Annotated in this window: 23 protein-coding genes and 2 pseudogenes; 5 read left to right on the top strand and 20 right to left on the bottom strand. The window is 46.2% G+C overall.

Translation table 11 applies throughout. The features are described from left to right. The 7 genes and pseudogenes from IQ270_RS15520 to glyA form a co-directional block, all read right to left on the bottom strand. A pseudogene (locus IQ270_RS15520) lies at nucleotides 1–1242 on the bottom strand (hypothetical protein); the annotation flags it as partial. 647 nt (nucleotides 1243–1889) lie between these two features. Next, on the bottom strand, nucleotides 1890–3038 hold the full coding sequence (locus IQ270_RS15515; RefSeq protein WP_193974068.1) for an ADP-ribosylglycohydrolase family protein: 1149 nt from the start codon (nucleotides 3036–3038) through the stop codon (nucleotides 1890–1892). Between the two features lie 232 nt (nucleotides 3039–3270). Further along, nucleotides 3271–3711: a type II 3-dehydroquinate dehydratase gene (aroQ, locus tag IQ270_RS15510; protein WP_228056401.1), complete on the bottom strand. Its 441-nt coding sequence runs from the start codon at nucleotides 3709–3711 to the stop codon at nucleotides 3271–3273. 81 nt (nucleotides 3712–3792) lie between these two features. Then, nucleotides 3793–3930 carry a hypothetical protein gene (locus IQ270_RS15505; RefSeq protein WP_193974067.1) on the bottom strand — a complete coding sequence of 46 codons (138 nt, stop codon included), beginning with the start codon at nucleotides 3928–3930 and terminating at the stop codon, nucleotides 3793–3795. 302 nt (nucleotides 3931–4232) lie between these two features. Continuing rightward, on the bottom strand, nucleotides 4233–5495 hold the full coding sequence (locus tag IQ270_RS15500) for a competence/damage-inducible protein A (RefSeq protein WP_193974066.1): 1263 nt from the start codon (nucleotides 5493–5495) through the stop codon (nucleotides 4233–4235). 152 nt (nucleotides 5496–5647) lie between these two features. Further along, nucleotides 5648–6703, bottom strand: a complete 1056-nt coding sequence (locus IQ270_RS15495; RefSeq protein ID WP_193974065.1) for a glycosyltransferase family 4 protein — start codon at nucleotides 6701–6703, stop codon at nucleotides 5648–5650. 457 nt (nucleotides 6704–7160) lie between these two features. Continuing rightward, nucleotides 7161–8444: a serine hydroxymethyltransferase gene (glyA, locus tag IQ270_RS15490; protein WP_193974064.1), complete on the bottom strand. Its 1284-nt coding sequence runs from the start codon at nucleotides 8442–8444 to the stop codon at nucleotides 7161–7163. Between the two features lie 169 nt (nucleotides 8445–8613). Here glyA and IQ270_RS15485 point away from each other — a divergent pair, with 169 nt between their 5' ends. Continuing rightward, nucleotides 8614–8811, top strand: a complete 198-nt coding sequence (locus IQ270_RS15485) for a hypothetical protein (protein WP_106149203.1) — start codon at nucleotides 8614–8616, stop codon at nucleotides 8809–8811. Nucleotides 8812–8998: 187 nt separating this feature from the next. Next, the gene (locus IQ270_RS15480) at nucleotides 8999–9472 is read left to right on the top strand and encodes a Tic20 family protein (RefSeq protein WP_193974063.1); all 474 of its coding nucleotides are present in this window, start codon (nucleotides 8999–9001) and stop codon (nucleotides 9470–9472) included. A 103-nt stretch (nucleotides 9473–9575) separates the two neighbouring features. Here the strand turns inward: IQ270_RS15480 and IQ270_RS15475 are convergent, their stop codons facing one another. From IQ270_RS15475 to IQ270_RS15465, 3 genes are all read right to left on the bottom strand, one after another. Next, a complete protein-coding gene (locus IQ270_RS15475; protein WP_193974062.1) occupies nucleotides 9576–10352 on the bottom strand; it encodes a fumarylacetoacetate hydrolase family protein in 777 nt (258 codons plus the stop codon). A 205-nt stretch (nucleotides 10353–10557) separates the two neighbouring features. Further along, nucleotides 10558–11172, bottom strand: a complete 615-nt coding sequence (locus IQ270_RS15470; RefSeq protein WP_193974061.1) for a 5-formyltetrahydrofolate cyclo-ligase — start codon at nucleotides 11170–11172, stop codon at nucleotides 10558–10560. A 300-nt stretch (nucleotides 11173–11472) separates the two neighbouring features. Continuing rightward, nucleotides 11473–12894 (bottom strand): NB-ARC domain-containing protein, encoded by a 1422-nt coding sequence (locus IQ270_RS15465; RefSeq protein ID WP_193974060.1) that lies wholly within the window; start codon nucleotides 12892–12894, stop codon nucleotides 11473–11475. A gap of 148 nt (nucleotides 12895–13042) precedes the next feature. Between IQ270_RS15465 and IQ270_RS15460 the strand changes: the two genes are divergently transcribed. Continuing rightward, the gene (locus IQ270_RS15460; protein WP_193974059.1) at nucleotides 13043–13549 is read left to right on the top strand and encodes a hypothetical protein; all 507 of its coding nucleotides are present in this window, start codon (nucleotides 13043–13045) and stop codon (nucleotides 13547–13549) included. 102 nt (nucleotides 13550–13651) lie between these two features. Beyond that, on the top strand, nucleotides 13652–13990 hold the full coding sequence (locus IQ270_RS15455) for a XisI protein (protein WP_193974058.1): 339 nt from the start codon (nucleotides 13652–13654) through the stop codon (nucleotides 13988–13990). Between the two features lie 42 nt (nucleotides 13991–14032). Here IQ270_RS15455 and IQ270_RS15450 read toward each other — a convergent pair whose 3' ends face one another. The 9 genes and pseudogenes from IQ270_RS15450 to IQ270_RS15410 form a co-directional block, all read right to left on the bottom strand. Beyond that, entirely contained in the window at nucleotides 14033–14305 is a 273-nt protein-coding gene (locus IQ270_RS15450; RefSeq protein ID WP_193974057.1) for a hypothetical protein, read from the bottom strand. Between the two features lie 5 nt (nucleotides 14306–14310). Further along, a complete protein-coding gene (locus IQ270_RS15445; protein WP_193974056.1) occupies nucleotides 14311–14916 on the bottom strand; it encodes a Uma2 family endonuclease in 606 nt (201 codons plus the stop codon). A gap of 155 nt (nucleotides 14917–15071) precedes the next feature. Next, on the bottom strand, nucleotides 15072–15896 hold the full coding sequence (locus IQ270_RS15440; RefSeq protein ID WP_193974055.1) for a peptidoglycan-binding protein: 825 nt from the start codon (nucleotides 15894–15896) through the stop codon (nucleotides 15072–15074). Nucleotides 15897–15968: 72 nt separating this feature from the next. Next, nucleotides 15969–16511, bottom strand: a complete 543-nt coding sequence (locus tag IQ270_RS15435; RefSeq protein WP_193974054.1) for a hypothetical protein — start codon at nucleotides 16509–16511, stop codon at nucleotides 15969–15971. Further along, nucleotides 16508–17002, bottom strand: a pseudogene (locus IQ270_RS15430) (DUF4365 domain-containing protein). The gene IQ270_RS15435 and the pseudogene IQ270_RS15430 overlap by 4 nt, the downstream one beginning before the upstream one ends. 208 nt (nucleotides 17003–17210) lie before the next feature. Beyond that, nucleotides 17211–18155, bottom strand: coding sequence for a GDP-L-fucose synthase (locus tag IQ270_RS15425; RefSeq protein WP_193974053.1), 945 nt, complete (start codon nucleotides 18153–18155; stop codon nucleotides 17211–17213). A 520-nt stretch (nucleotides 18156–18675) separates the two neighbouring features. Further along, nucleotides 18676–19707: a GDP-mannose 4,6-dehydratase gene (gene gmd, locus IQ270_RS15420; protein ID WP_193974052.1), complete on the bottom strand. Its 1032-nt coding sequence runs from the start codon at nucleotides 19705–19707 to the stop codon at nucleotides 18676–18678. Between the two features lie 226 nt (nucleotides 19708–19933). Then, nucleotides 19934–20665: a sugar transferase gene (locus tag IQ270_RS15415; protein ID WP_193974051.1), complete on the bottom strand. Its 732-nt coding sequence runs from the start codon at nucleotides 20663–20665 to the stop codon at nucleotides 19934–19936. Nucleotides 20666–20872: 207 nt separating this feature from the next. Further along, nucleotides 20873–22069 (bottom strand): glycosyltransferase, encoded by a 1197-nt coding sequence (locus tag IQ270_RS15410; protein ID WP_193974069.1) that lies wholly within the window; start codon nucleotides 22067–22069, stop codon nucleotides 20873–20875. Nucleotides 22070–22325: 256 nt separating this feature from the next. Here IQ270_RS15410 and IQ270_RS15405 point away from each other — a divergent pair, with 256 nt between their 5' ends. Further along, entirely contained in the window at nucleotides 22326–24362 is a 2037-nt protein-coding gene (locus tag IQ270_RS15405) for an iron uptake porin (protein ID WP_193974050.1), read from the top strand. Between the two features lie 537 nt (nucleotides 24363–24899). Here the strand turns inward: IQ270_RS15405 and IQ270_RS15400 are convergent. Next, nucleotides 24900–26435, bottom strand: a 1536-nt coding sequence (locus IQ270_RS15400) for an NFACT family protein (RefSeq protein WP_193974049.1), incomplete at its 5' end; no start/stop codon positions are given.

Below are 26435 nucleotides of genomic sequence, written 5' to 3'. Positions count from 1 at the left end.
CCCCAGCCCCAGCCAATTCACCCCCCGCCGGCTCAAACCAAAATAGTCCAACAACACGAAATCTTGCTGCGATATTTCTTTTCCTTCTGCAACAATAATCTCGCCCTGCTCTACTGCGATCGTCACAGGTTTCACCTTTTGAGCCGCCAATTCAGCTAGCTGTTTGGTTGCCTCGGGATCTCTAACAAGATTTGGCTGCAAAATCACACTTAAACCCTCAACTGCCAAAGCTTGCGACTCTAACGGCACTTGATCTGCTACTTGCAGCCTCGCAGCTTCTTTCAACATCTCTTTTGGCAACCCCGGCGGGATACCTTGAGCCAGCATCATTTTTGCCGCCCGACTCATACCCGTTTGGGTTTGCTCCCAAGCTGCATCCGACAAATCAAACAGCGAAGTATCGTAAATCTGTCGGAGTCCAGAAGCCGAGGGTTTTTCCAGCGCCTCCACAGCATTGAGATAGTGCCTGCGAGCAGAAGAAATACTGTCTGTCAGGCTTTTGAACTCTGATGCTGAGACGGATCTACTGTAAGCTTGCAGTTGAGCCAGAGCCTGCTGCTTAGACTTGCTATCTGTCGGCGCAGCACTGGCGGGGGAATCCAAATTCAACTTCAGAGAAGTTGCGCTGTTGTCTCCCACCCCGACCAAAATCGATCGCCACTCCCACTCCGGACAGCCCCGCAAGTAAACCTGAGCCTGCGTTGAGATTACCGAAGGCGAGACAAACGCAAACTGACCTACATCCCGGCGCAGTTCGGTTCCCTGCTGCCAAAATTGTTGCATTTCACGCTCTATTTGTCGCTCGACGGCTCCATCGAGCATTAATATCGCTACAGCCCCAATCCGCGCTGATGAACGCTGTTCTTCAGTGGTTTTGCGATCGGGGATACTAGCACTGGCAGGAGCCTTAATCGTCTGAGGAGCTTTTGTCCCCACATCCAGTTTCGGCTGGTTGTAGAAACGGTGACCCAGAGTGCTGCTGAGGGAAACTACCGCCACCAGCGCCAACATCGGGGAACGAGCTTGATTTTTGAGGCTTGATTTTGAGGTTTTACTTCTAAATTTAATAAAACTGTCGGGCAGATCCCGTGTAGGGGGCGAAAAACGGTTTAGGAGAGGTTTGCCAGGGCGATCTGGATTTACTTTGCTGCCACCATTTTGCACTTTCGCAATCTGTTGGCGCAGTGAGCGCGCAGGCCCTAGCTGCTCAATATGCCGCATTAATGAGGAGATCGTATTCATTTATGTTGAAGCTATATTCACTGTTATCCAGCAGCCTTGTCAGAATTTGTGACTGTGTATCTCGATCGAGTTTATCCGAATTGCCGTACCTTAATATTTAACCGCCAAGCCTATTTTAACTGACTCTCGCCAGCAGTGAGATTTCCTTACCTTCGATTGTCCATCTTTAACAGAAACAGAACTCGCGCCTGGTCTTTGCCCAAAACCCTGTTTTTTGGTAGATTCCAGGTTTTGTTGGGGCAAGGGAGTCAGATTAATTTTTTGACGTTTTTAATCTTTAATTGACGCTTTTTTTCCGCTTTTGCTTTTGATACCATTTTTGAAAATTTTTGCTACCCAAAAATTGTTATGTTTGCTGGCACGGACGCTGTTTTTCAGATGCGAACCTGTTAGATTGTGCCTCGGCAAATTAGATGTTTTTCGGGAGGATATAATGCCCCAGCATTTGTAGTGTTCGCAAGCCGTAAAAAATGCTTTTTGCCAAACCGGAGATGCTCCCTATTTTTCTCACTATCCGCACCCGATCGACTACTACTGCATAACAAAAAAACAACTAATATGATTTGCTAACTCCTAATTCCTAATTGTTCACTGCTAACTGCTAATTGCTAATCTCTGCTTTCCCCTCCTGTTAAAAGCTCAAAACTTTATATTTTCCGAGGTCTAATTACATAAGGTGCAGCCACGGCGCGGGCTAGCGCTGTCGAATCCATACCTGCAGAAGGGTTGTAAACTCCCGCCCACACAGAAAACAAGTTATTTGCTAACTCGACAATTTTTACATCGCTGCCCGTTCCCCAGAGTGACGGCTCTCGACCCTCAGCGAGCCGCTGCGATTCAACCTCCGCCGAAGATAATTGTCGCCATTCTACAGGAATCGCAGCAGCGCCGTTGTAGGCTCCCGACAAAGCTCCCGTCAAAGCACAGGTGAGTTGTCCGGCTATTCCGCAGCGGGCAGCCCGCACCACTGACAAACGCAAGTCTTCTGGAGTGCTCAAGAAGCAGTAGAAAGCTAGGGCAATCGGCAGCAAATTTCCCTGATTTACAATTGAGTTAGTTTGTGATTTTTTTTCGCTCTCGCCCTGTTTGTGTGGCAAAGCTGAGGCACTTTTGCACAGGTGAGTGGCGGCTGTTTCTAAATCGGCTTTCTGTTCTAGTAGTATTTGCACTTGCAGCAGCAGCTCTGTTGAGGGATTGTCTGTTTTCAAGTAAGCAATTGTTTGCTCTATCGCAGTCGCGGGGTCAAGTCTTTGTTTGAGCGATCGGGCGATCGCATATCCGAATGCTAAAATTGCTGTCTGCAATTCTGATTTGTTTTCTGCGGGCAAAACATCTGTCGCCAGCATGATTTTTTCTCGGAGTTTGGCTTTATTTTCGTGAAAAAACATCGCGCAGGGTAGCGCAGCAATGGCCGCTTCGCAAGGGTTGAGTACGCTTTGAAATTCCGTGTTCGACCGAGGGTAGATTTCCGACTTGACAAATCCTTCCCAAGTATCGCGCCAATCTTTTAAATCTAAACCCCTACACCGAATTAAACTTTTAGTCCACGCTACTGCCAGTCTCCCGGATGCGGATGAGTCTGCGCCACTTAGCATTTGGCTGTTGCCAGAATTCAAGGCGAATTTTGTCCCGCTCAGGATCAATTGTTGGTGTTTCGTCAGTTGTAAAATCGACTGCAAATCTGCTGTTTGGGGAGGTATACCTAGGAGTTGCCTTTGGTATTGCAAGCCTGTAGAGTCTCCTAAAACTGCCCCCAGTATGGTTCCTTGAAACTTTCTCAACAGAGAATGCCGCATTTGAATTCAACTCAAGTTGTTGGTAATTGGTCAGTGGTCACTAGTCAGTTGACGGTTGACTGTGGTGAGCTTTCCAACGAACAGTCAACAGCGAACAGTCAACAATGCCCTGCGCGGGCCGATGCCCCATTACCATTGTTGGTGGTGATTATTTTGAATTCAACCCAAACATATAAGGGCTGGTTTTCCATCTAAAACCTGCCCTCATCCGATCGCCAAAATCGGTGAAATTTTAATTTTTAATCAAGTAACTAACTAGAGCTTGCAGCCCCAGCCTATAACTTTCTGAACCAAAACCGCTGATTTGCCCGATCGCCACTGCTGCGATATACGAGTGGTGCCGAAAAGCTTCCCGCCGATAGATATTGCTCAGATGAACTTCCACCGCAGGGATATTCACCGAGGCGATCGCGTCTCTAATTGCCACACTCGTATGAGTATAAGCTCCAGCATTAATCAATAAGCCTTGGTGCTGCCCTAACATTGAGTGAATTGCATCCACCAATACCCCTTCATGATTCGACTGCTGAATTGAGATTTTTACCTGGAGGGCTTGCGCTTCTCGTTCTAGCAACTCGTTGATATCATTTAAAGTCGCAGAACCATAAACTCCAGGTTCTCGCTGACCCAATAGATTCAAATTCGGGCCGTGAAGTACCAGGATATTTAACAATTTTTTAAATTCCAGCGCCACAAAACATTGAGTTTTGACTTGGATTCGATCGCCAACGTCAGACCTCAAATCCAGTCTCAACTAGCGGCGATGCCTCGGTTGGTTCACTGGAATAGGAATCGGTTCGAGTTCCGGTTGAGCTTCTGGACTCAGCAGTCCTTCTATCAGCTTGCGAACCCATTCTTCTATTTGTTCCAGCACCTTTTCAATGTTTTCCATTGAACGGATAGCTCCTTTTTTATAGTCTAGATTGCTAAACCGACGGCTAAATTTCTGAAAATTAAGCAAGCACGACTTTGAAAAAAACCAAGGTCAAACTTGCTTTCTCGCTTGCTGGTGGTTTTGAGCAAAGGAGAAGGCTCAGTATATTTGCCAATCAGTCGTATCTTATTATCATAACGAATCTTTACAGATAATCAAGAGGTAATCGGAAAATTACCAACAATTGGGGATCGCAGAGTATTAAATAAAGCTTAAGCTTGCGGTTAACTATTGACAATCGACAAAGTGTTAGGTATTTTCTACGCTTTGACAAACAATAATTTACGCCGGAGCCGATCGAGCGCCGTACAACTACTGAGGTTTCTAATCCAATCGCGGCCCCGGCCATCGCCAAAGCGGTATTCAAAACTTTCAGCCTCGTCGCCGGGGCCGGGGCCCGCTAAACCGATATAAACCAGCCCGACAGGTTTAGCATCCGTGCCGCCTCCGGGGCCCGCAATACCTGTAATGCTCAATCCCCAACTCGTATTGAGCCTCGCGCGCACTCCCGCAGCCATTTGTTTGGCCACTTGGTGGCTGACTGCGCCAAATTCGGCTAAATCTTGGGGATTAACAGCTAATAATCCTTCCTTAACCCGATCGTCATAAGAAATAATCCCGCCTAAAAAGTAGCTCGAACTGCCGGGAACACCCGTCAGCATCGCCCCCAACCCGCCTCCGGTGCAGGATTCAGCCACGGCGAGAGTTTGGCCCGCCTCTAGCAGCAATTTACCGACTGTTGAAGAAAGGGTATCGGTATCGACACCGTAACAGTCTAAGCCGGCAATCTGTCGCAACTGTTGTTCGATCGGCTCAATTAACTTTTTCGCAGCAACGGACGAGTCAGCGCGGGCAGAAATCCGCAATTTCACTTCGCCGTGATTGGCGTAGGGAGCCACAGTAGGATTAGTTAAATTCAGAAAACTCTCGACTTTTTCCGCCAATGCCGACTCAGCAATACCCCAAAATTTCAACGTGCGGCTGCAAATAGTTGCGCTGCACCACCCGCCATTTTGCAAATAAGGAACGGCGGTTTCTTGCCACATCAAGTGCATTTCCGCTGGTACGCCGGGAAATGTCATGACTGTGACGTTAGGAACAGGTTGCCAAATAATCCCCGGTGCAGAACCGCTGCGGTTGGGCAAAATGTCGGCCGTTTCGGGAATTAAAGCTTGTTTGCGGTTGCTAGGACTCATAGTGCGTCCCCGCTGAGCAAATTTTTGTTCGATATCGGCGATTATTTCCGGTTTTTCGATCAGGGGAACGCCAAAAAAATCGGCGATTGTTTCGACGGTGAGGTCGTCTGGTGTCGGGCCTAGTCCTCCGGTGAAGAGCAGTAGTTGCGATCGACCTACAGCTATTTCTATCACTTGTTTAATGCGATCGGGATTGTCTCCCACCACTGTTTGATAGTAGTGAGGAATTCCCAAACTCGCTAATTCTTTGGCTAAAAACTGGGAATTGCTATTGAGAATATCGCCTAACAGCAATTCAGTGCCAACACAAATAATTTCAGCAACCATTCGATTTTAGATTTTTTACTGGTTATTGGTTATTGGTTATTAGTTATTGGTTATTAGTTATTGGTTATTAGTTAGTGGTTATTGGTTATTGGTTATTGGCAACTAACAACTAACAACTGACAACTAACAACTAACAACTAACAACTAACAGACTATCGAGCGTGTCTCCAAACTTTCCAGCTAGCGTATCCCAGCAAACTTGTGGCACCCATCGCATAAATTACGCCGCTGGGAACCGAAAAAGCTAGGGCTAAACTTCCCACCCACAGAGTCAGGGCGTAAATAAACAAAACCGCAAATCTATGGGATAATCCTGCATCCAGAAGTCGGTGGTGGAGGTGGCGCTTGTCAGCAATAAACGGTGATTTGCCGTTACGGAGTCGATCGAGAATCACCGCCGACATATCTAAAATCGGTACAGCTAAAATTAAATATGGCAGCAACACAGAAGTAACAGCCGTAGTTTTAACTAACCCAATTACTCCCACTCCAGCGAGAGTAAACCCGATAAAATAAGCGCCGCCATCTCCCATAAAGATTTGAGCGGGATTGAAGTTGTAGCGCAGAAATCCCAATGTCCCGCCAGCTAAAGCGGCTGCAATTAGGGCTGCTGCCGGTTGGTGCATCGACAGACTGACAATCAGCATCACAACTGCTGCAATTCCGGAAACTCCGGCTGCTAAACCGTCCAAACCGTCAATCCAGTTGATGGCGTTGGCCATACCGACGAGCCAAATCACGGTAATTGGCAAGCTCAGCCAGCCAATATCCGTCAGTCCCAGGGAGGGAACGGTGAGAAACTCAATTTGTACGCCCGCCATCCAAGCGATGCTGGATACGCCAATTTGCATGAGCAAGCGTTTTATGGCTGAGAGCGAAAATAGGTCGTCTGCTAAACCGATGAGGAAGAATCCGATGCCGCCGAGGGTGACTCCCCAAACTTGGTATTCGTCTTTGGGATTGAGAACTTGTCCGCTAGCATCAATGAAGCCTCCACAGAGCCAGACAAATAACAGGGCAATCAGAGTGCCGAGAAAGATAGAGACTCCTCCCAAGCGCACCATGGGGCGCTGGTGGACTTTTCGCTCGCCTGGTCGATCAACTCGCCCGCTTTTGAGACCAATGGTTTTGACTATTGGCGTACTCCAGAGGACGACGATCGCAGAAACCAGAAAAGCTATTACGTGGTACAGATACTGATACGGCATCTGAAATCAATTTTAAATAGTGCGGGGCAATTAGACTGTCAGGCAGAGTCTACTACATTTCAGATGGCTTATTACAAGGAAACATCTTTAAGTGCGACTGGGGGTTTGGAAGCCGGAGATTTCTCCGATTGGAAGTTGCAGGAGCGCCAATGGTGAGGTTTTTAACTTAATAACTCTCGAATTAATGATTTGAAATATCGACTCTTTCGCGATCGCGAAAGAGTCGATATTTGGCGATCGGGCCCAGTTGAGTGGTATTTTTCGGAACCGACAAATACCGTTAGTCAAACCAGCCGAACCCGACAAAAATCTTGACAAAAAACTGCCCGGGCGATCGATATTTTTGGTAAAAACCGCTTCTCAATATCACTACCCGAAACTCTCAATCTTTTCCGGCTCTTTTACCCTTTTACCCGTACACTTCCAACTACCTATTCCCCGTCACCGATCAGGAAAATTAAGCTAATGCCGGCACTTTTAAGAACAAGTGCGGATATAACGGGAAGCGATCGCAAAGTGCCGCTACTCGCCGCCGGCAATCGGCCGCGACGCTTTCATCTTCGGGATTCAGGAGTCGATCGGCAATAATATTACCAATCTCGGTAAATTCTGCTGTTCCCATGCCCCTGGTTGTCATCGCCGGCGAACCGAGTCTCAAACCGCTGGTGACAAAGGGCGATGCCGGATCGAAAGGTACGGTATTTTTATTAGCAGTAATATTCACACCGCTAACTAATTGGTCGGCTCGCTTGCCTGTCATGTTTGCCGATCGCAAATCTACTAGCATTAAGTGATTGTCCGTGCCGCCGGAAACGAGTTTTAAACCCCGCTGCTGCAACTGTGCAGCTAGAGCCCGCGCATTTTCAATTACTTGACCCGAATAAGTTTTAAATTCGGGTTTTAATGCTTCGCCAAAAGCTACTGCTTTGCCCGCAATCACGTGTTCCAATGGGCCGCCCTGAGAGCCGGGAAACACTGCTTTGTCGAACTTTTTGCCGAGTTCGGGGTCGTTGGTCAAAATCAAGCCGCCACGGGGGCCGCGCAGGGTTTTGTGAGTGGTGGTGGTGACTGCGTGACAGTGGTTGAGGGGACTGGGGTGGTGACCTGTGGCGACTAACCCGGCGATGTGGGCGATGTCGGCGAGCAGGTAGGCTCCAATTTCGTCGGCGATCGCTCTAAACTTTTCAAAGTCGATAATTCGCGAATATGCTGAATAGCCGCAAATCAGCAATTTTGGTCGGTTTTCTTTCGCCAGCTTCAAAATTTCGTCGTAGTCGAGCTGTTCTGTTTCTTGGCTGACACCGTAGTGAAAAGCTTTGAACCATTTACCGGATACGTTGACCGGCGAACCGTGGGTTAAGTGTCCGCCGTGGGACAAATCCATGCCCATAATTCCGTCCCCTGGCTCTAGCAAGCTCAAAAATACTGCAAAGTTGGCTTGAGCGCCGGAGTGGGGCTGGACGTTGGCGTGGGCAGCTCCAAAGAGCTGTTTGGCGCGATCGATCGCAATTTGCTCGATGCCGTCAATAAATTCGCACCCGCCGTAATAGCGTTTCGTTGGCAGTCCTTCGGCATATTTATTGGTCAGCACCGAGCCTTGAGCTGCCATTACTGCGGAGGAGGTAAAGTTTTCGCTGGCGATCATTTCTAGGTGATCTCGCTGCCGCTGGAGCTCTTGCCCGATTAAATCGGCAATTAGCGGATCGGTTTTGGAAAGAAATTCTAAGTTAGTGTCCGTCACAATAATCAACCTCTTGACAAATTTTGGGATTGGGAATTGGGGATCTTTTACCCTACTACGGATTTTGCACGATTGACATAAATATTACATTGTGTTCAGTTTAAGCTCTTTGTCCCAAACTCTTGACATACAATGAAATTACTGGTATGAAACCTGCCGGAGGTATCAAATGTTAGTTATTCTAATGGAAAATCAGATGCTTGCCCCTCAGTGCGTTTGCCAAGGTTGTGTACTCGCCGATCGCACGGGCCAACCGCGCTGGAGCGGTGGAGAGCTTCGCTGCGGTCATCCAGTTGCTAAACCTACGGAAAATTTGCCCGATCGGTACGAGTGTCTCATGGGCTTCGTCATTGCCAATATTAAATAATATTCGACCCGCGCAGGGCATCGGGCATGGTGACTATTGAACCAGACTGGAGATTCAGTTCCCCTGCATCTGGTACGTGTTGAGTGCAAAGCTAGTTCCGGGCGAGTCGGAACACAAACACTGCTGCTGCGTTATCCTGAGTTTAACGGGAATTAATAGTTTATTGATCGACTCAGGAGACTTGATTATGACTTGGCGCGGATCTACAACTGTTCCAGACCGGATTTTTGCTTCTTTGCCTTATTTGCTGCCGCTGATTGACGGGCTTGCCTTTGGCAGGTTTCTGTTTACACAGTTTCCTGTTCTGCAACTGTTGTTGATACCCCTAGCTCCATTGATGCAAATTTATAGTTTGCCCTTTGCGAGCTTGATCATCTTCTTTGCCCTGTATTTAGGAGTAGTTAGAAACGAAAACATCAGTCACTTCATTCGTTTTAATGCGATGCAGGCGATTCTTTTAGACATTGTTTTGATGCTGTGCGGTCTGGTTTTGCCGATTTTTTCTAAAGGCTTGCAAGTCGCATTTATTGCAGAAACTTTGTACAACATGGTGTTTTTGGGTGCTTTTGCTGCATTTGTTTATGCAGTCGTTCAGTCGGCCTTGGGACGCTATGCAGAAATTCCTCCGCTTTCGGATGCTGTTTATATGCAGGTTCGTTAGTCATTAGTTATTGGTTATTTGTTGGTTGTTATTTGTTGGTTGTTATTTGTTGGTTGTTATTTGTTATTTATTCGGATCAAACCTAATAACCAATAACCAATAACTAATAACCAATAACTACGATATTTTCAAGACTGCCAATACCTTCTATCTCAATGCGGACTCGATCGCCTATTTGTAGCGGCCCTACCCCTTGCGGCGTTCCTGTCAGTATCACATCGCCGGGAATTAAAGTCATAATTTGACTGATGTAGGAGACGAGAAAGTCTGGGGAAAATACCATGCGATCGATCGGGGATGACTGTATCGGCCGATCGCTCCCATTGACAAAAGTCTGCAACTGTGCAGCGGGACTCAATTCGCGGACAATCCAAGGCCCCAAGGGACAAAATGTATCGAACCCTTTCGCCCTCGCCCACTGGTTGTCTCGCTTTTGCAAATCTCGGGCTGTCACGTCGTTGGCGATGGTATAGCCCCAAATCTTGCCATGTGCTTGTTCGGGAGCGCAATTGGTACAGTGTTCGCCAATTACCAAAGCCAATTCTCCTTCGTAGTCTACCCTTTCCGACTGCTGCGGATAGCGAATCGCTCCACCTGCGGGGATGACAGCGCTGGGAGGCTTGAAAAACAGCAGGGGTTCTTCGGGTACTGGGGTTCCCATTTCGGCGGCGTGATCGGCATAATTTTTGCCGACAGCTACAATTTTTGAGGGAGAGCACGGGGCGAGAATTTGGTAACTATCTGGTTGGAGTTCCAAATTTGTGGGTTGTCCTTGTAACCAGGGTGGTGCATCAAATACTTGAACGCTGTGGCTCAGTTGCAGCAAACCGTAATGGATGTGTCCTTGTGTTGTTTTAACTCGAACGTAGCGCTGGGCCATAGTATTTTAGATTTTGGATTTTGGATTTTAGATTAAACTATACTGAGAACTAAAGATGGCTCTAGGGATAATATCATGTCTTGTAAAATAACTGTTATAAGTTTGTATAAGTTTGTAGTGGGGACTTCAGTCCTCAGATTTTTATGAAGATTGAAGTCCGATGCTGCAAACCAATTTTGCTGCGATCGTTTGAGCCGACATCTTGCTAATTATTAAAAATTGATTGCTCGATCGACCTTTGGGATTTCTGCTGTATCATTTTTAACCCGCTTTCAGTGCAAATTCCGTGCAGCGGTTTGTCCCAGGAGTCAACGGGTAGCTGTGCTAGTAAGGCAAATTCAAAGATTGTGGCGATCGCCATTTTCGCTCGCCACTCTGGTAAAGTTAGCATTCGATCGTAATAGCCGCCACCGTAGCCCAAGCGATAGCCGCGAACATCGCAACTTACAGCGGGTACGAGGATTAAATCTACTTCTGATTGGTCTATTTTAGGAGCATCCGGCAGGGGTTCTAGAATGCCGTAAGCTCCAGTATGTAAAGCATCTCCGGGCTGCCAGATGTGCCAGGATAGCTCTTTCCCGACACAGCGGGGGAATCCCCATTTGCGGGGTGTTACAAACAAGGGACTTAAATCTGGTTCTTGGCGACAACTGAAGTAGGCGAGGATTGTTTTTGCTTGGGCGAATAGGGGCGAGTTTTGCAGGTGATTGCAGAGGATTTCGCTCTTTTCTCTCCACTCTTGTGCTGATAGGGATTTGCGGGTGTTGAGGAGCGATTTTCTTAATTCTGTTTTAGTTAATGAAGGTTCAATGCTGTTCATATTTCATATTAAATCATCGCTGCGGGTAGGGAAACGGCATTGCCGCGTCCTCAAAATGGGGGAAACGGCATTGCCCATTGGTGTCAAGTTAACGTCAAACCAGGAGTCTCTCTTGTTTGTATCGAAGCTTCGATCCCCCCTAACCCCCCTTAATAAGGGGGGGACAAGAAAATTTCTCAAAGTCCCCCTTCTTAAGGGGGATTTAGGGGGATCTAGACTTGGCTATGAACGAGAGATACCAAGGCTTTCAGTCTTAAGTTGTCACCGATGGGCATTGCCGTGTCCCTACAGATATCGTCGCTAATTAACTGGATTTGATATTAAATATTGTCTCACCACAGGAGAAAGATTGAATAAAGTTTCATTCTCTTGTTCCTCAGTTTCAACTAACGATCGCCTCCCCAAAGATTGCAGCCCGTTGAACAACTCTGAGGGCGATAATTCAGCATCTTTTAACAATTGCTCTATTGAAACTGGATTAGCTTCGTGGCTGAGCTGAGAGATTAGCTTTTTCTCTAATTCTGACAAACGATTTATCTGCGGGTGCAATGTTGCTGCCAATTCTTCCCCTAAGAATAGCATATCATATTTCAAAAATTCTGCAACCCTACCTCGGAATATTTCTTGAATGGTGGTGGCGACTATTTTCAACCACAATGGATTGCCTTGATAGGCGTTAATTAGGTTTTCCCATTTTTCGGGATTGAGTAAACTTTTTTGTCGGAAAATTTCGGTAGCGGCTGCACATATTCCTTTGAGTTGTAAGGTGCGAACTGGTGAATTTTCACCTTTTAAGGCGGTAATTTCTCTGGGTGGTTCCCAACTGTTGAGGATTAAGCAACTGTTGTGGGTTGTTTCTCCGATTTGTCTGAATAGCATGCTGTAATTTTCGCATTCTGGGCGGTAATTTCCTGCTAGTTGTCCGCTGCCCAGAATGGTTTGCACGTCGTCGAGGATAATGAGACAGCGGTTTTTTCGCAGATATTCCATTAACAGGGAAAGTCGATCGGGGATGCTGCTAGGGAGTTGGATTTCGGGTTGATTTAAGAGAAATTCTAGGAGATTTTTTAGGGTAGTTTCTAAGGGTGGGGAGTGGCCCAGACTTCGCCAGATGACGCATTCAAAGTTATGCTGAATTTTTGGGAGGAGGTGGAGGGAAAGTGCGGTTTTGCCAATGCCGCTTATTCCTAATATTGCTGCGAGGTTGCACTTTTCTTGGACGATCGATTTTTCGAGGGTGGCGAGTTCGGATGTGCGTGAAGCGAAGCTATCGCCATCAGGCGAATCGCACAATAATGAAATATGAGGTGCGTCTGCTAAGTCTAGTCTGGTTGGGGGTTGGGAGGTGTCTGAGGTGGGGGTTGATGGCGATCGATCTTTTGGAATTTCGGGAGATTGACTATCTGCACTAACATTAACGTTACAAAATATAAAATCATTACCAAAATTTTGTGAAACAATGAATACTTGTCGTCTCTCAAGTGCCGATCGTAAATTCGATTGAGTTACTTCTTCACCTAATACGTTTGATAAACGCTTCCATAATTTTGAGGCGATATTTCTGATGTGACCTTCGCTACAATATGATATTTCTGCAATTTTAGAGTATTTTTGACCTTCCCATACACCCAGCAGGATAGCTTTTTGCAGATCGTCCAAGTGCTCTCCTGTTTTGGCGAAAACCATTTCGTCGGCAAATCTCAAGACTTCTTGAACGTCCATTGGTCAGGTAGTTGTGACGGTTTTGGTTATTTTAGCATATATTTTCTGACATTTTGTGACAAAGATGACATAAGCTGACTTTTTTAATGATTAATATCTGACTTTTTCTGATATTTTCAATGTAAAAAAAACTAGAATATTAGCTATATTGATATTTAGTACAGCAGGTGAAATTATTGTAAGTTTAATGATTTTTCACCGAGTGTCAGGTTCGCAATCAACCATTTTATTGATACCAGGAAAATTAGGGGGTTCAATGGCAAAGCATATTTTGAAAAATCAACCGCTGGGAATTCTGCTATTTATGTCAACTTTTTGTATGTCTTTGACTATAAATTGGGGACAAGGAATAAATCAAAAAGCAATGGCTTACGAACCACATGAATTTGTCTTCATTAGTGGATTACCAAATTTGCGAAATATGAATCAGCAACGAGCAGATTCTGTCTGTAACAGCAATTTTGCCGAGCTTAGACAAGTAGGAATTTTCGATGAAAGTGTTCAAAAGAATACTTGGCACATCTGGGCACACGTTCAAAACGCAAGCTGTGTAATCAATATTAACAATTGGTCGGGAGCAGTTTCTGATGTTGATTGGACACCTAGCAATAATAGAAACAGGAGGATTCGGGTTCGTGTTCCAAGATTTAATTAACAACTGAAGTTTGAGGATAGGCGATAGCCCTTTTTTTAATCACATCCCCAAGTGCGATCGCCCTGACTTGAATTGAGGAGCGATCGCTATTATAATCATTGAATGGAAAGAATAGAGCAGTATCGCCAATTTATCCGCCAACTATTGACCTCTCATGCCAGTCTATATAATTACTCTGAGTTGGATGTTGAGTGCCAACTTGTGATCGATACAGAACATGACCATTACCAAATTTTAGATGTGGGCTGGGAGGGATACAAACGCATTTATAATTGTTTCATTCACTTAGATATCAAGGATGGTAAAATCTGGATTCAACGCAATATGACAGAAGCAGACCTCGGACAAGAATTAGTCGAGATGGGAGTAGCCAAAGAGGACATTGTTTTAGGACTGCATCCGCCTTACAAGCGTCCGTATACCGGCTATGGGGTTGCTTAGCAAAATGCCCGATCGCCCTTTTTGTCCTCAAGGGCGATCGCCCTAATTATTTTTCAGTCCAACTATTTCCGAAGCTAAAAGCCTACCATCAACTCGCTCATATTCATCTTCCAGTAGCCACGAGTGAGCCTCATCGTAACTTGAACCTAAAAACAATGGTTTATAATTCGCCGATGGCTCGTAAATACCACACTTACTATTTTTGCCACCCACTAACATCTGAATCCGAGGCGGGAAAACAATCGGATCTACCCACAACTCGATCAATTCCCAATCATTGATTTGTTCGACGAGGTTTTGTGCGGGGGATAACATAGTAATTATCGGTTTTTTTCATCAAATTCTGGTGCTGAATCTTCCTTATTAAAAATCACATCCTCATAAATAGCATCAATACTTGTGCGAAAATCTACGCTAGCCAAGTGAATTTCGCTGCCTTGAGTATAGGAATACAAAACCCACAACCCCTCAGCATTCCGACGGAAACACTCTACCCGCTCACGTTTTTGGCTAATTAATACATACTCTTGAAGCGTTTCTAACTCTTGATAGTCAGCAAACTTATCACCCCGATCGAATCCTTCTGTACCCTTTGACAACACCTCGACAATTAAACAAGGATATCTTTTAAAAGATTGAAAAGCCTTGTCCCCTTCATCGCACGTTATCATCACGTCAGGATAGTAGTAAATATTCGGAGATTCAATCCTAGCTTTCATGTCTGACATATAAACACGACAGCCACTACCCCGAACATGATTTCTCAAAAGTGCAAATAAGTTGCCCGCAATTGTCACGTGAGCGTCACTTGCACCAGCCATTGCATAGATTTCCCCCTGAATATACTCGTGTTTGAGCTGACTGAGTTCTTCTAACTTCAGATACTCTTCCAGGGAGATATAATTTGAGGTGCGATCTGCAATCATGGGCTTGACAAAATGTAAGTTTTATATGATTTAATTCGATCTATTCCTATTATATCATAAAACAATCGAACCGCGAAGCCGCTAAGAGCGCGAAGCGGTTCATTTAATCTTACGCCCTATTAGCGGCAGATGAAATGACCTCTGAGCCGATCGATTTAAGCATATTCCTCAATCAAAGCCGCTTCAGCATCGCGCCGCCGATTTATTCCTCTGGCAATTGAAGTCCCTACCCAAATCCGTTTCATTTCCCGGATTTGTTCAGCAATTCCCTGCACATCTTTTTTCCGCACTAAATCCCGGATGGCACGCATTTCCCGGCGGCGGTTTCCCTCCATACTCGTGCCGCGATTGAACACCAAACTTACCAATCCGCCTTGAACATCCGCAGGCAATTCTTCAAAACCTGGAAATGCTTCTTTAGTAAAATCGTAAAATTTCGGGATAGTTACAATATTAAAAACTTCCCACGCTAATTCCCAAGAAATAAGAATGTCTCGCACGCTAGCTAAACGATTTTTTGCAGCTTCCCCTTTCAAGCCGCAGCAGTTACTCAAACGTTTTTGGTCAACATCCGCTAATTTCTGCCAATCTTGGTTGAAAACTTCTACACTGTTGTAACCTAGATCGTAACCGATGCCGATCGTAATTCCTGATGCTCCTTCGGGCCAAGTTGGACGCTGCAACAGCTTTTCGTAATATTCCCGCCCGCCGCCAACCTCGAATTCTAAGATTAGCCCGATCGTCCTGTATGATAAAAGTGACGACCCCAAAGGTTCTCCGGGGAACAAAGCAGCTAGCGTTTTCGGGCCCGCAATTGAGTCAGCCAAAAACCCTTGATTGCTTTGAAACTGTTTGAGAGATGCTTCAGTTTTCGGCCCAAATTTACCATCTGCACTCCCTGGATTCAAACCTAACTCCTGCAAGCGTTTTTGCAGTTTAACAACATCGGAACCCGATGCACCTAATTTTAGAGTTTGCACAACCTGTTTTCCTGTAATGCGATGGCACAATAATTTTTGCTTGATATTGTACCACAACCAGGATTTCCCAAACTATGAGATTAATTCTGCCTCAGTCAGCAGGGCAAAATCGTGGGGATTGTTTAGCACGAAACCGTCATTTTCTTTAATTAAATCACCAAAACAGGTTACGGGCGATCGCGCTTCATAAGCTTTGAGGGCCAACTGATAATCATATCCGCTCAATTCCAGACTAATTTTTCTCAGCTTCCCCACCACAAATCCCATTAATGTAATTTGGCCTGGAGATTCTTCCCCCTGTACTTTATTAATCCATCCCGAGATTGAAACATTAGGTAAAGCAGTGATTAAATCGCTGAGAATATCTAGCTGAGAGCGATTTTCTACCACTTCTAGTGCTTTTAAGTTCCGACACATCACCTCTGCAAAATCATCAAAATCTTGGTGAGGTGAAACCAATACTTCCCCCTCCTGACTCACAGAATTTTTCTTGCTCCAAATGAATCCTTCATAAAATTTACGAGCTTTATACCAGCCATTTATTTCTAAGTATTTCTCTAACACATTTGGCTTAATTGTTTTCAGAATGTGACTATCTCTTACAGTTACTTTCATGGCAAACTTCCCTCGCTAATGCGCTGTATCATTGACTTAAGAGCTTCTACTGCAAACAGATTGCTGCGGGGTAAAGAAACAGTCACATTTGCTATATTTTGTGTTTCTGGCTGTCCCCGCAATGACATCCAGTAGGCACAATTTCTCATGCACAGTTCTGATTCTGACTGCTGCAACCAGTCTTCTAGATTTTCTGGTACTAAAACTACAACTAAGATTCGAGGTACTAGGGCATTCCTTCTCAAATCGTTGTAGTTTTAGAGTTTGAGCGGATATCGGATGTAGTCGCCGTCCATCACATCCCTTGAAGTACATTTCAATTGTAACTTCAACTCTGGAAAATAAACGCTTCCGTCACCGCTCCCAGCCGTGATTTGTAGGTCGATGCTGTCGAAGTCTAATTCTAACAGATCGATCGAGAAACCTGCCACGGCTGCAACGGCACGTACATAAGCTTTGCTGAAAAGTTCTTTCTGCTGGTTCAGTTCCATTCTAAAATAAACATCTTGCGAAAATAATATATATTACAATAAAGGTGTTCCACAAGTAATTATTGTAGGAGAGTTCTACCCCAGAGGCGATCGATTCATATAATTTCTTAGTCCGCGGAGGCGGACATCGTTTGTATAGCTGCGGTTTCAACCGCCGAATCCAAAAAAAAACCCGTTTTCTTGATGAATAAACCGGGTTTTTTTACACTTAAACTGCGTGTTTTCGATACCAATCAATCGTATTTCTCAGCCCTTCCTTAAACTCCACTTCCGCGACAAAACCAAACCTTTCTTTAGCCCTTTGGGTGTCCAAACAGCGGCGCGGCTGACCGTTTGGTTTGTCTGTTTCCCAAACAATTTCTCCCTCATATCCCATCAATTCGCAAATCGTTTCTACTAAATCGCGAATTTTAACTTCGCTATTTGTTCCTAAATTAACAGGGTCAGAGTCATTGTAAGATTGAGCTGCCATCACAATCCCGCGCGCGGCATCTGTGGAATACAAAAACTCGCGGCTGGGACTGCCGTCTCCCCAAACTGGTAGTGTTTGGTCTCCTCTTTCTTGGGCTTCGTAGACTTTGCGAATTAATGCGGGAATTACATGGGAACTTTTCGGATCGAAGTTATCTTCTGGGCCGTACAAATTAACTGGTAGCAAATAGATACCGTTGAATCCGTACTGCTGGCGATAGGATTGTAGTTGCACTAATAAGGCTTTTTTGGCAATTCCGTAAGGTGCGTTAGTTACTTCTGGATATCCGTTCCAGAGGTCGTCTTCTTTGAAGGGAACAGGGGTTAAATTGGGATAAGCGCAGATTGTGCCGACGCAGACAAATTTTTCGACTCCTGCTTCGTAGGCGCTGTGGATTAATTGCGCGCCCATCATCAAATTGTCGTAAAATAGTTCTGCGGGTTTAATTAAGTTTAAACCGATGCCGCCGACGTGGGCTGCTAGGTGGATGATGATGTCTTGTTTGTCGGCGGCGCGCTGGCAGTTTTCCATGACGCGGAGGTCGCAGTCGATCGATCGACTAACTGAAATTTTATCAGCATCCGCCCCTGCTTTGACTAATTGGTCGATTACCTGACGGCCGAGGAAACCCGCGCCGCCCGTGACTAGAATGCGTTTGTTGCTTAAATCCAAGCTTGTCATAATTTTATCCTCGGGATTTTCAATAAAGGTCGATCGACAATTTCCACTCTAAAATTGTTACTTTAGCAAAAAAGCTTTCCGCTACAGCAGGCGCTTGCTAACAAGTTTGTTTTAGCTGTCCCAGATAGGGAAAAATTGCTCAGTTTGTATCCGAACGTGATATTTATGGGTTTCTCGTCCTCAACGTTTTAATGTTTTTGTTTGCCCGCACAGCCGAAAATTTGGCGATCGGTTAACCTGGTTGTTGGAATGCCCGCACTAATAGCTACAACAATCCTCTCATGACTTGTGAACTGTTTGTATGGGTAATGCCCCCGTGCGCGAATCGGGGCAGAAACGGGACACTACCCATACAAATTGTTAGCAGTCACCACACCCGGAAACGAATACAAGCCCCTGACAGGATTCGGGGAGTGTCAAAAATTTTAGACCCTACTTCAAGCTTTCAGATTCATCTGTGGAGCAAATCCAAAATCTCAAATCTCAAATCTCAAATCGACTGACGGTTTAGTTTTGTGGCTCAATCAAATCCGTTACCAGAACCTCGTTCCTGCTTTTCTAAAGCTGTGATGTCAGCATCTACCATTAAATGTACTAACTGCTCAAAAGTTACAGAAGGTTCCCAATTTAATTGCTGCCGCGCCTTAGTCGAATCACCAATTAACAGTTCGACTTCTGCCGGACGCAAGTAACGTTCGTCGAACTCCACATATTTTTGCCAATCTAAATTGACGTAAGTAAAGGCCAAATCGAGAAATTCTTTAATGGAATGGGTTTCGTTGGTAGCAATGACGTAATCGTCAGGCTTCTCTTGTTGCAGCATCAGCCACATTGCCCGCACGTAGTCTTTGGCAAAGCCCCAATCCCGCTTGGAATCAAGGTTGCCCAAATAAAGTTTTTTCTGCTTGCCTGCGACAATTCTGGCAACAGCCCGAGTAATTTTGCGAGTTACAAAAGTTTCGCCACGGCGCGGAGACTCGTGATTGAACAAGATGCCGTTGCAAGCAAAAAGTCCGTAGGATTCACGATAATTTATTGTTTGCCAGTGACCGTAAACTTTCGCACAAGCGTAGGGACTTCTGGGATAAAAAGGAGTTGTTTCCTTCTGCGGAACTTCCTGCACCAAACCAAACATTTCCGAAGAACCTGCTTGATAAAATCGCACTTCTATGCCTGTGCGATTCTGGTAGTCCCGAATTGCTTCTAGCAGTCGCAACACCCCCATCCCTACGGCATCAACCGTATATTCCGGCGAGTCAAAACTAACTCGAACGTGAGATTGAGCGCCTAAGTTATAAACTTCTACAGGCTGAACTTGTTCCAGTATTCGGCGCAGAGTAGTGCCGTCGGTCAAGTCGCCGTAGTGCAGAAACAACTTTGCATCCTCGCTGTGAGGATCGACATAGATGTGGTCAATGCGATCAGTATTGAAACTAGAACTGCGCCGGATAATGCCGTGAACTTCATATCCTTTCTCTAACAGTAATTCGCTCAAGTAGGAGCCGTCTTGACCTGTAATACCTGTTATTAGCGCTCGCTTGCGTTGCGTCATCTGATTTTCCTTTGACAGGCTGTGTTAATTCACTTCGGACTTTCCGGGTAGAGGCTATTGTTGCCTGCCCGTCGTATTCTCAAGCTCTACCTTAACTCACAATTCTTCGATCGGCATCAAGGAAGTGTTTTGTTTGAGTAAAGAGTTTGCCGCTTGCTGTCAGTAGTCAGCATCAGTGGTCAGTAACAAACAAAACCAACTACCGATTGCTGACTGCGGACAACAATTAATATGCGCCGTTATTTTTGGGAAAAATCACAACTCCAATTGTTTTGAAAACAATCCACATATCCATCCAAAGGTTTTTGTCATTTGCGTAATAGAGGTCGATTTGGACTCGCCGGGGATAGGGAATGTCGTTGCGGCCGGACACTTGCCACAAGCCTGTAATTCCAGGTCTGATGGTGAGAATTTTGTTGATGTGACGGCCGTATCTCGGCAGTTCTTCTTCAACTAAAGGTCTCGGCCCGACGACGCTCATATCTCCTTTTAAAACATTCCAAAACTGGGGAAACTCGTCTAAACTGGTCATTCGTAAAAATCTTCCGATCCAGGTAATTCGAGGGTCTTGTTTCAGCTTGAAATTGTCCTCAAACTCTTGACGCAAATGCGGAGATTTTTCCATGATTTCTAGCAATATGTCGTCCGCATTTTCCACCATCGTTCTGAATTTAAGGCAATAAAACATTTTACGGTTTTTGCCTACTCGTTCCTGTACGTAAAAAATAGGCCCGGGCGAGCTTAAGGCGATCGATAGAGCCAAAAGCAGGTAAACCGGAGCAAACATCAGCAGAACCGATAAGGAAAACAGGATGTCAAATAGCCGCTTGAAAAATTCTCCGTCGAGGCTCTGTAAAGAACGAGTTATGCGTCTGTCTCCGTCGAGGACAGGCCCAAAACCGCGTCTCGCGATCGCTCGAATTACCTTACCGGAGATTAGTTGGCTGTCGGCAGTCATCTTACTCCTTCACTTCACACCACACACAGTCTCGATCATAAAGCCTCAAGACGCTTTGTTCTCTGAATTATGTTTCCAATACTCAATTTTCTGGGGCAGAGGGCAGTTGGCAGTTGGTAGTTGGTAGTTGGCAGTTGGCAGTTGAGTGTTGGCAGTTGACGGTTGGCAGTTGGCAGTTGGTTACTCGCTTGAGGCTGCAAATAGCTGTCAACCGTCATTCCGGCGCAGCCGGAGATGAGAGCAACTCTCAAACTCGCTAAAATCGCGGGATTGAAATTCCTGATAGCAGCGTTCCACAAAAGCTAGATAGCGCTGTTCAAAGACTTCGGGGGCAAACTCGGAGGCGCGCAACCGTCCCATTTCCGGCTCAAATTTGCCTTGCAACTGCTCAAATTCTTCGACTGCTTCGACTAATGCTGCTGCGGTTTGGGAGGGGAAAAATAAACCTGTGCCAGTTTCTGGGTGTTGGCGAATGTCGAGCACTGTCTCCAAAGCACCGCCTGCTGCATAGGCAATTACTGGTGTCCCGCAAGCTTGAGCTTCTACTAAAGCTATGCCAAAATCTTCGCAAGCTGCATAGACAAAGGCTTTTGCTTCGGCCATGTATTTTTCCACTACGGAGGCGGGTTGCCAACCGAGGAGTTGCACGTTGGGTTTGGCGATTTGCCGAATCATTTCTAATTCTGGGCCGGTACCGATGACAATTAGAGTGCGCCCGAGTTGATTGAATGCTTGGACGATCGCACTTACGTTTTTGTAACTTACCAATCGGCAAACTGTGACATAAAAATCTTGTTTTTGCCGCATCAAGGAAAAACGCTCGATATTTACCGGCGGATAAATTACCTCGGCAGCCCGCCGATAGCACCGCCAAATTCGGCGCGCCGTGTGTTGGGAGTTGGCGATCAAATAATCGACGCGGTTGGCAGAAATTACATCCCACTGCCGCAGTCGGTGCAACAAATATCGGGTAAACACTCCTGGGATGCCCCCTCCGGCTTTGCTGTTGCGGAGATAGTCAAAAGTCAAGTCCCAAGCGTAGCGCATGGGTGTGTGGCAGTAGCAGACGTGCAGTTGCCCTGGACTGGTGAGGATGCCTTTGGCGACGGCGTGGGATGATGAGAGGATGATGTCGTATGCTCGCAAATCTAGTTGTTCGATCGCCACCGGCAGAAATGGCAAATATTTTTGAACGCCACTGCGAGCCTTGGGAAAGTGTTGCAAGAATGTTGTGCCAATCTGTCGCCCGAAAAGATAGCTTTCGGGATTGGCCGATTCAAAGTCGATCAGAGCATAGACATCAGCGTCAATGTATTTGAGAATTTCCTGGACAACCAGTTCCGAACCGCCCGTAGCTAGGGGTGTCAGCCATTCGTGAACTAGGGCGTATTTGAGTTTTTCCACAGCAGATTTCACCGAACCTCCACACCCAATCACATTTTGGGATATCGCAATGCTTGATACGGTAGCAGTTGATAGTTGACAGTAGGTAGTTGACACGAAAGCAGTAGAAAATTCTGTCCTAGTCTCTGGCTCTCCCTTGTTTGGAAAATATGACTGTGCTTATTGACAAGAAATCTTATTATGCTAATACTGTAGGGGATTTACGATCGCCCCTTCGCAGATTTGGGCGATCGAACTAACGTGGTGTGAGGAAAAAATGTCCAAATTTTTGTTGTGGAAAGGACTTTTAGTCAGTCCCGCTGTATTGGCAGCAAGTTTAGTCATATCTCCCACAGTCCTAGCAGCAGAGCAGCCCTTAGAAACTGCCCAGACAGCTCGAGCCGATCAATTGCAATTATCAAGTGCTGCAACGCCCGCTGCACAGCCTGAAACAGCAGCCAAGACCGCAGACCCAGCCTCACTAACTACTAACTTGACTCTTCCGACTATTGAGAAAGAAAATCTAGAAGCAAAAGAAACTCCAGTTTCCCAACAGACAAAAGCACCGGAAAACACAGTTGCAGCAGTAGACTTAACCGAAACCCAACCCGCAGTTGCAGCAGCAGACTCAAGCGCCGAACCACCCGCAATTGCAGCAGAATTAAGCGCCGAACCACCCGCAATTGCAGCAGAAAAACCCGCAGCACAACCTCAACAGATTTCCCAATCGACTCCTCCAAGTGCCGAACCTCAAACACAGTCAAATGTTTTAGAACAAATCAACCAATACAGCACAGAAAGCAGCAGCGAAGCAGCAGCAGGTCAAGTAACCTCAGTTTCCCAACTTTCCGACGTTCGGCCCACAGACTGGGCGTTCCAAGCACTGCAATCCCTAGTCGAGCGCTACGGCTGTATTGCCGGCTATCCTGACGGCACTTTCCGCGGCAACCGGGCGATGACTCGCTACGAATTTGCAGCGGGTTTAAATGCGTGTTTGGATAAAGTTAGCCAACTGGTTAGAGGCGGTACGGGAAATCTGGCAACCAAAGAAGATTTGGCTTCTATCCAAAGATTGCAAGAAGAATTTGCAGCAGAATTGGCAACTTTGCGCGGCCGCGTCGATGCTCTGGAATCGCGCACCTCTGAATTAGAAGCAAATCAGTTTTCGACTACCACTAAACTCAACGGCGAAGTGGTATTTGCTTTGACAGGTATCGCCCGGGGAGAAGATGCTAACGGCCGCGACGCTGATAGAAGCACTGCTTTTGGCAGCAGGGTTCGTCTCAATTTTGACACGAGTTTTTCTGGCAAAGATTTGCTGAGAACTCGACTGCAAGTTTTAAACTTGGGTTCGTTTTCTACTAACAATACCAAAACCGCTGAAGGGGAATTGCGGTTTAATGCCGGGCCTTTCGGCGAGGCTAGCAATACTGTTGGTTTAGATGCGCTGCTGTACCAATTCCCCCTAGGCAAAAGCACTACTGTAATTCTAGAAGCCAACGCCGGCGCTGCTGACGATTTTACCAACACTGTCAACCCTTACTTTGACGGAGATGGCGGCAGCGGCGCTCTTTCCAACTTCGGTACTCGCAACCCGATTTACTATTTGACTGGGGCTTCTGGCATCGCTTTGCGGCATCAGTTTGGGGACAAACTCGAACTTAGTTTGGGATATTTGGCCGGCGACGCTGCGAACCGGGCGCGGGGTAGCGGTTTGTTTAATGGTTCCTACGGCGCTTTAGCTCAGTTGACTTTCACACCGAGCGACAGCTTTGCTGTGGGTTTAACATACGTTAATTCCTACAACTTGGTGACCGGTACCGGCAGCAATGCTTCTAATTTCCCTGTTCGTCTCGCTTCTTTTGGGCTAGATACTGAAGACAACCTCAAGACTTCTAGCAATTCCTACGGCGCGCAGGCTTCGTTGAAACTGGGTCGCCGAATTGCTCTTGGCGGTTGGGCGGGTTACACGAACCAGCGCATTTTATCAAACTTGGTTACTCCTACGGGTTCTGTGCAGCGGGGAGACCAAAAAATCTGGAACTGGGCTGTTACTTTGGCTTTTCCCGATTTGTTGAAAGAAGGAAATGTGGCGGGGATTCTGGTAGGTATGGAACCGCGGGTGACGAGTTCTACTAATCGGACTTTGCCGGAAGATAAGGATACTTCGCTGCACGTTGAAGGGTTCTATCAGTTTAAGTTGAGCGACAATATTTCTGTCACTCCTGGTTTGATTTGGCTGACTGCTCCGGATCACAATAATGATAATTCTGATTTGGTGATTGGGGTAATCAGAACGACGTTTACTTTCTAGGAGTTGTTTGCCTAGGGTTCGCCGGCGCACCTTTGATTGCAAAGAGCCTGAAATTAGATAAAATTAGATTTATTGCGTAAATCTTTGATTAATCGGTCAGCTCAATTCCGGTTGCACCGTCAGGTGATTGTTGACTGTTGACGGGCGGGTCTAAAAACTGAATAGTTGAGTGTTAACTGTTGACTCGATTTTATTATTCCGATGCAACCGTCCACGATATCAACCGCTTTTTCCTGGCAGATGCAGCGCCGATAATTTAAACAGAAACGACCAGCTTTAGCTAAAGCTGGTCTGCACAAATAGTTAAATCCGTTGTTTTTCTCACAGTGTTTTTCTCACGGTGAGGAAACCCAAGTTGCACGTTTCTTTGCAGCGGGTTCTAAGAGAGATATCATCTCTCTTAAGCGGTTATTTTGCAATATAATTTATTTTATTGTAATAAAACTTTACAATATAGAGAAATTTTTGGGTTTGTAGTGAGCAGGGAAGTCCTGGTTGGGAATCTATTTTAGTTGGATTGTTCGATCGCGCATCATATCATGCGAGAGCTTGCTGCGGTCTACCCCAGACAATCCGCTCTTGCTTGTAGACAACCATACCAGGTTTGGCACCTTTCGGCTTGTATACATATTTCGGTTCGGTATAAACCACCGGGACTTGTTCGCTGTGACGGGCGCGACTGTAGTATGCAGTCATGTCGGCGGCAAATTGCAAGTCGGTTTCTTCAGCAACTGTACCCGGTTTGAGACGCAGCAAGGCGTGACTTCCGGGAATTTCTAGGGTGTGGAACCACAAGTCGTAGTCGTTGGCGGTACGAAACGTGAGTTGGTCGTTTTGGCGGTTGTTGCGCCCGATTAATAATTCAAAGCCGCTGGGGGTTTGATAGCGGTGAAATTCGATCGCAGCATCTTTGTCGGTACTGCGGTAATCTGGTACATCTAGATATTTTTGTTGGATCAGTTCTTCGCGGATTTCGGCGAGGGTTTGCAAATCTTGGGTGTTGCGGTAGGTTTCCAATACCGAAAGCGCCGCTTCGACTTGTTCTAAATAATCAATTTCTGCTTGTACGGCGGCTAACAAAGGTTCTACGGCAATCCGAGCTCTTTTAAGTTTTTGGTTTTTTTTGTAAATTGCTTGAGCGTTTTGAACGGCGTTTTTTTCCGGGTTTAGGGGAATGGTAACTGGTTTTTCGGTTTCAAAGTCGGGGAGGGAAATTGATTTCATTCCCGGTTGCCAATGCTGCAAGTTTGCCATTAGCAAGTCGGCTTGAGATTTGTGGGTGTCGGCACCTGCAGATTGCTGCAAGCGTTCTTTAAATGTGTTGGCTTTGAGGCGCAGTTTGGCGAGGATGTTGTTGAGTTTTTGGGTAAGCTGATGCCGCAGTTGGGCGAATAGTTGTTGGTTGATTTCGCCAGTGTAGTAGGTGTTGAGTAATTCTTGGACGGAAGAGACGGAAGAAGGAAGAAGGAAGAAGGAAGAAGGAAGAGGGGAGTTAGATTCGTTTTCGGGATTTGTTTCTATTTCGTCGGGTTTTGGCCAGTCGATGACGCTGTAGCCTTCGGGGGTGAAACTCGGTTGAAATTTGGAGTTTTCTAGGCATTGCAGCCAGTATTGCCAGCGGTGAAATAGTTGCTGCCAATCGTCGGGATTGAGGCTGTCGGTGGGTTGTTCGGGGTCTAAAGAGGCCGATCGAATCATGGACGCAACTAAGCTTTTACTCAACCCTCGGTAATTCTTCAACAGATTAGTCTTTAATTGCCCGGGAACCAGGCTAATTCGTTCTTGCCAGCGGTTTTGAGGTTCGCTCAGACTCGGCACTGCATCGGTCAAAGACGGGGGCAATTCGTAGGGTTGTCCGGTTTGGATGGGGCGGACGGTGGACTGTTTGGCGCTGACTTGGTGGGCGCAGGTGACAACCAGATTGTCTTGGGCGGTAAGAATGATGTTGCTGTACTTACCCATGATTTCGGCGTAGAGATGCCAGAGTGCCTGTTCGCCCGGACGTTTGGCGAATTGCAAGTCTATGACGCCTTCCCAAGGTGGTACGGGGGCGATGGCAACTAAGGCTAAACC

The organism is Microcoleus sp. LEGE 07076 (genome assembly GCF_015207455.1).
Lineage (GTDB): Bacteria > Cyanobacteriota > Cyanobacteriia > Cyanobacteriales > Microcoleaceae > Microcoleus.
Note: the sequence above shows the minus strand (reverse complement) of the source record. Positions and strands in the feature narration are given on the sequence as shown.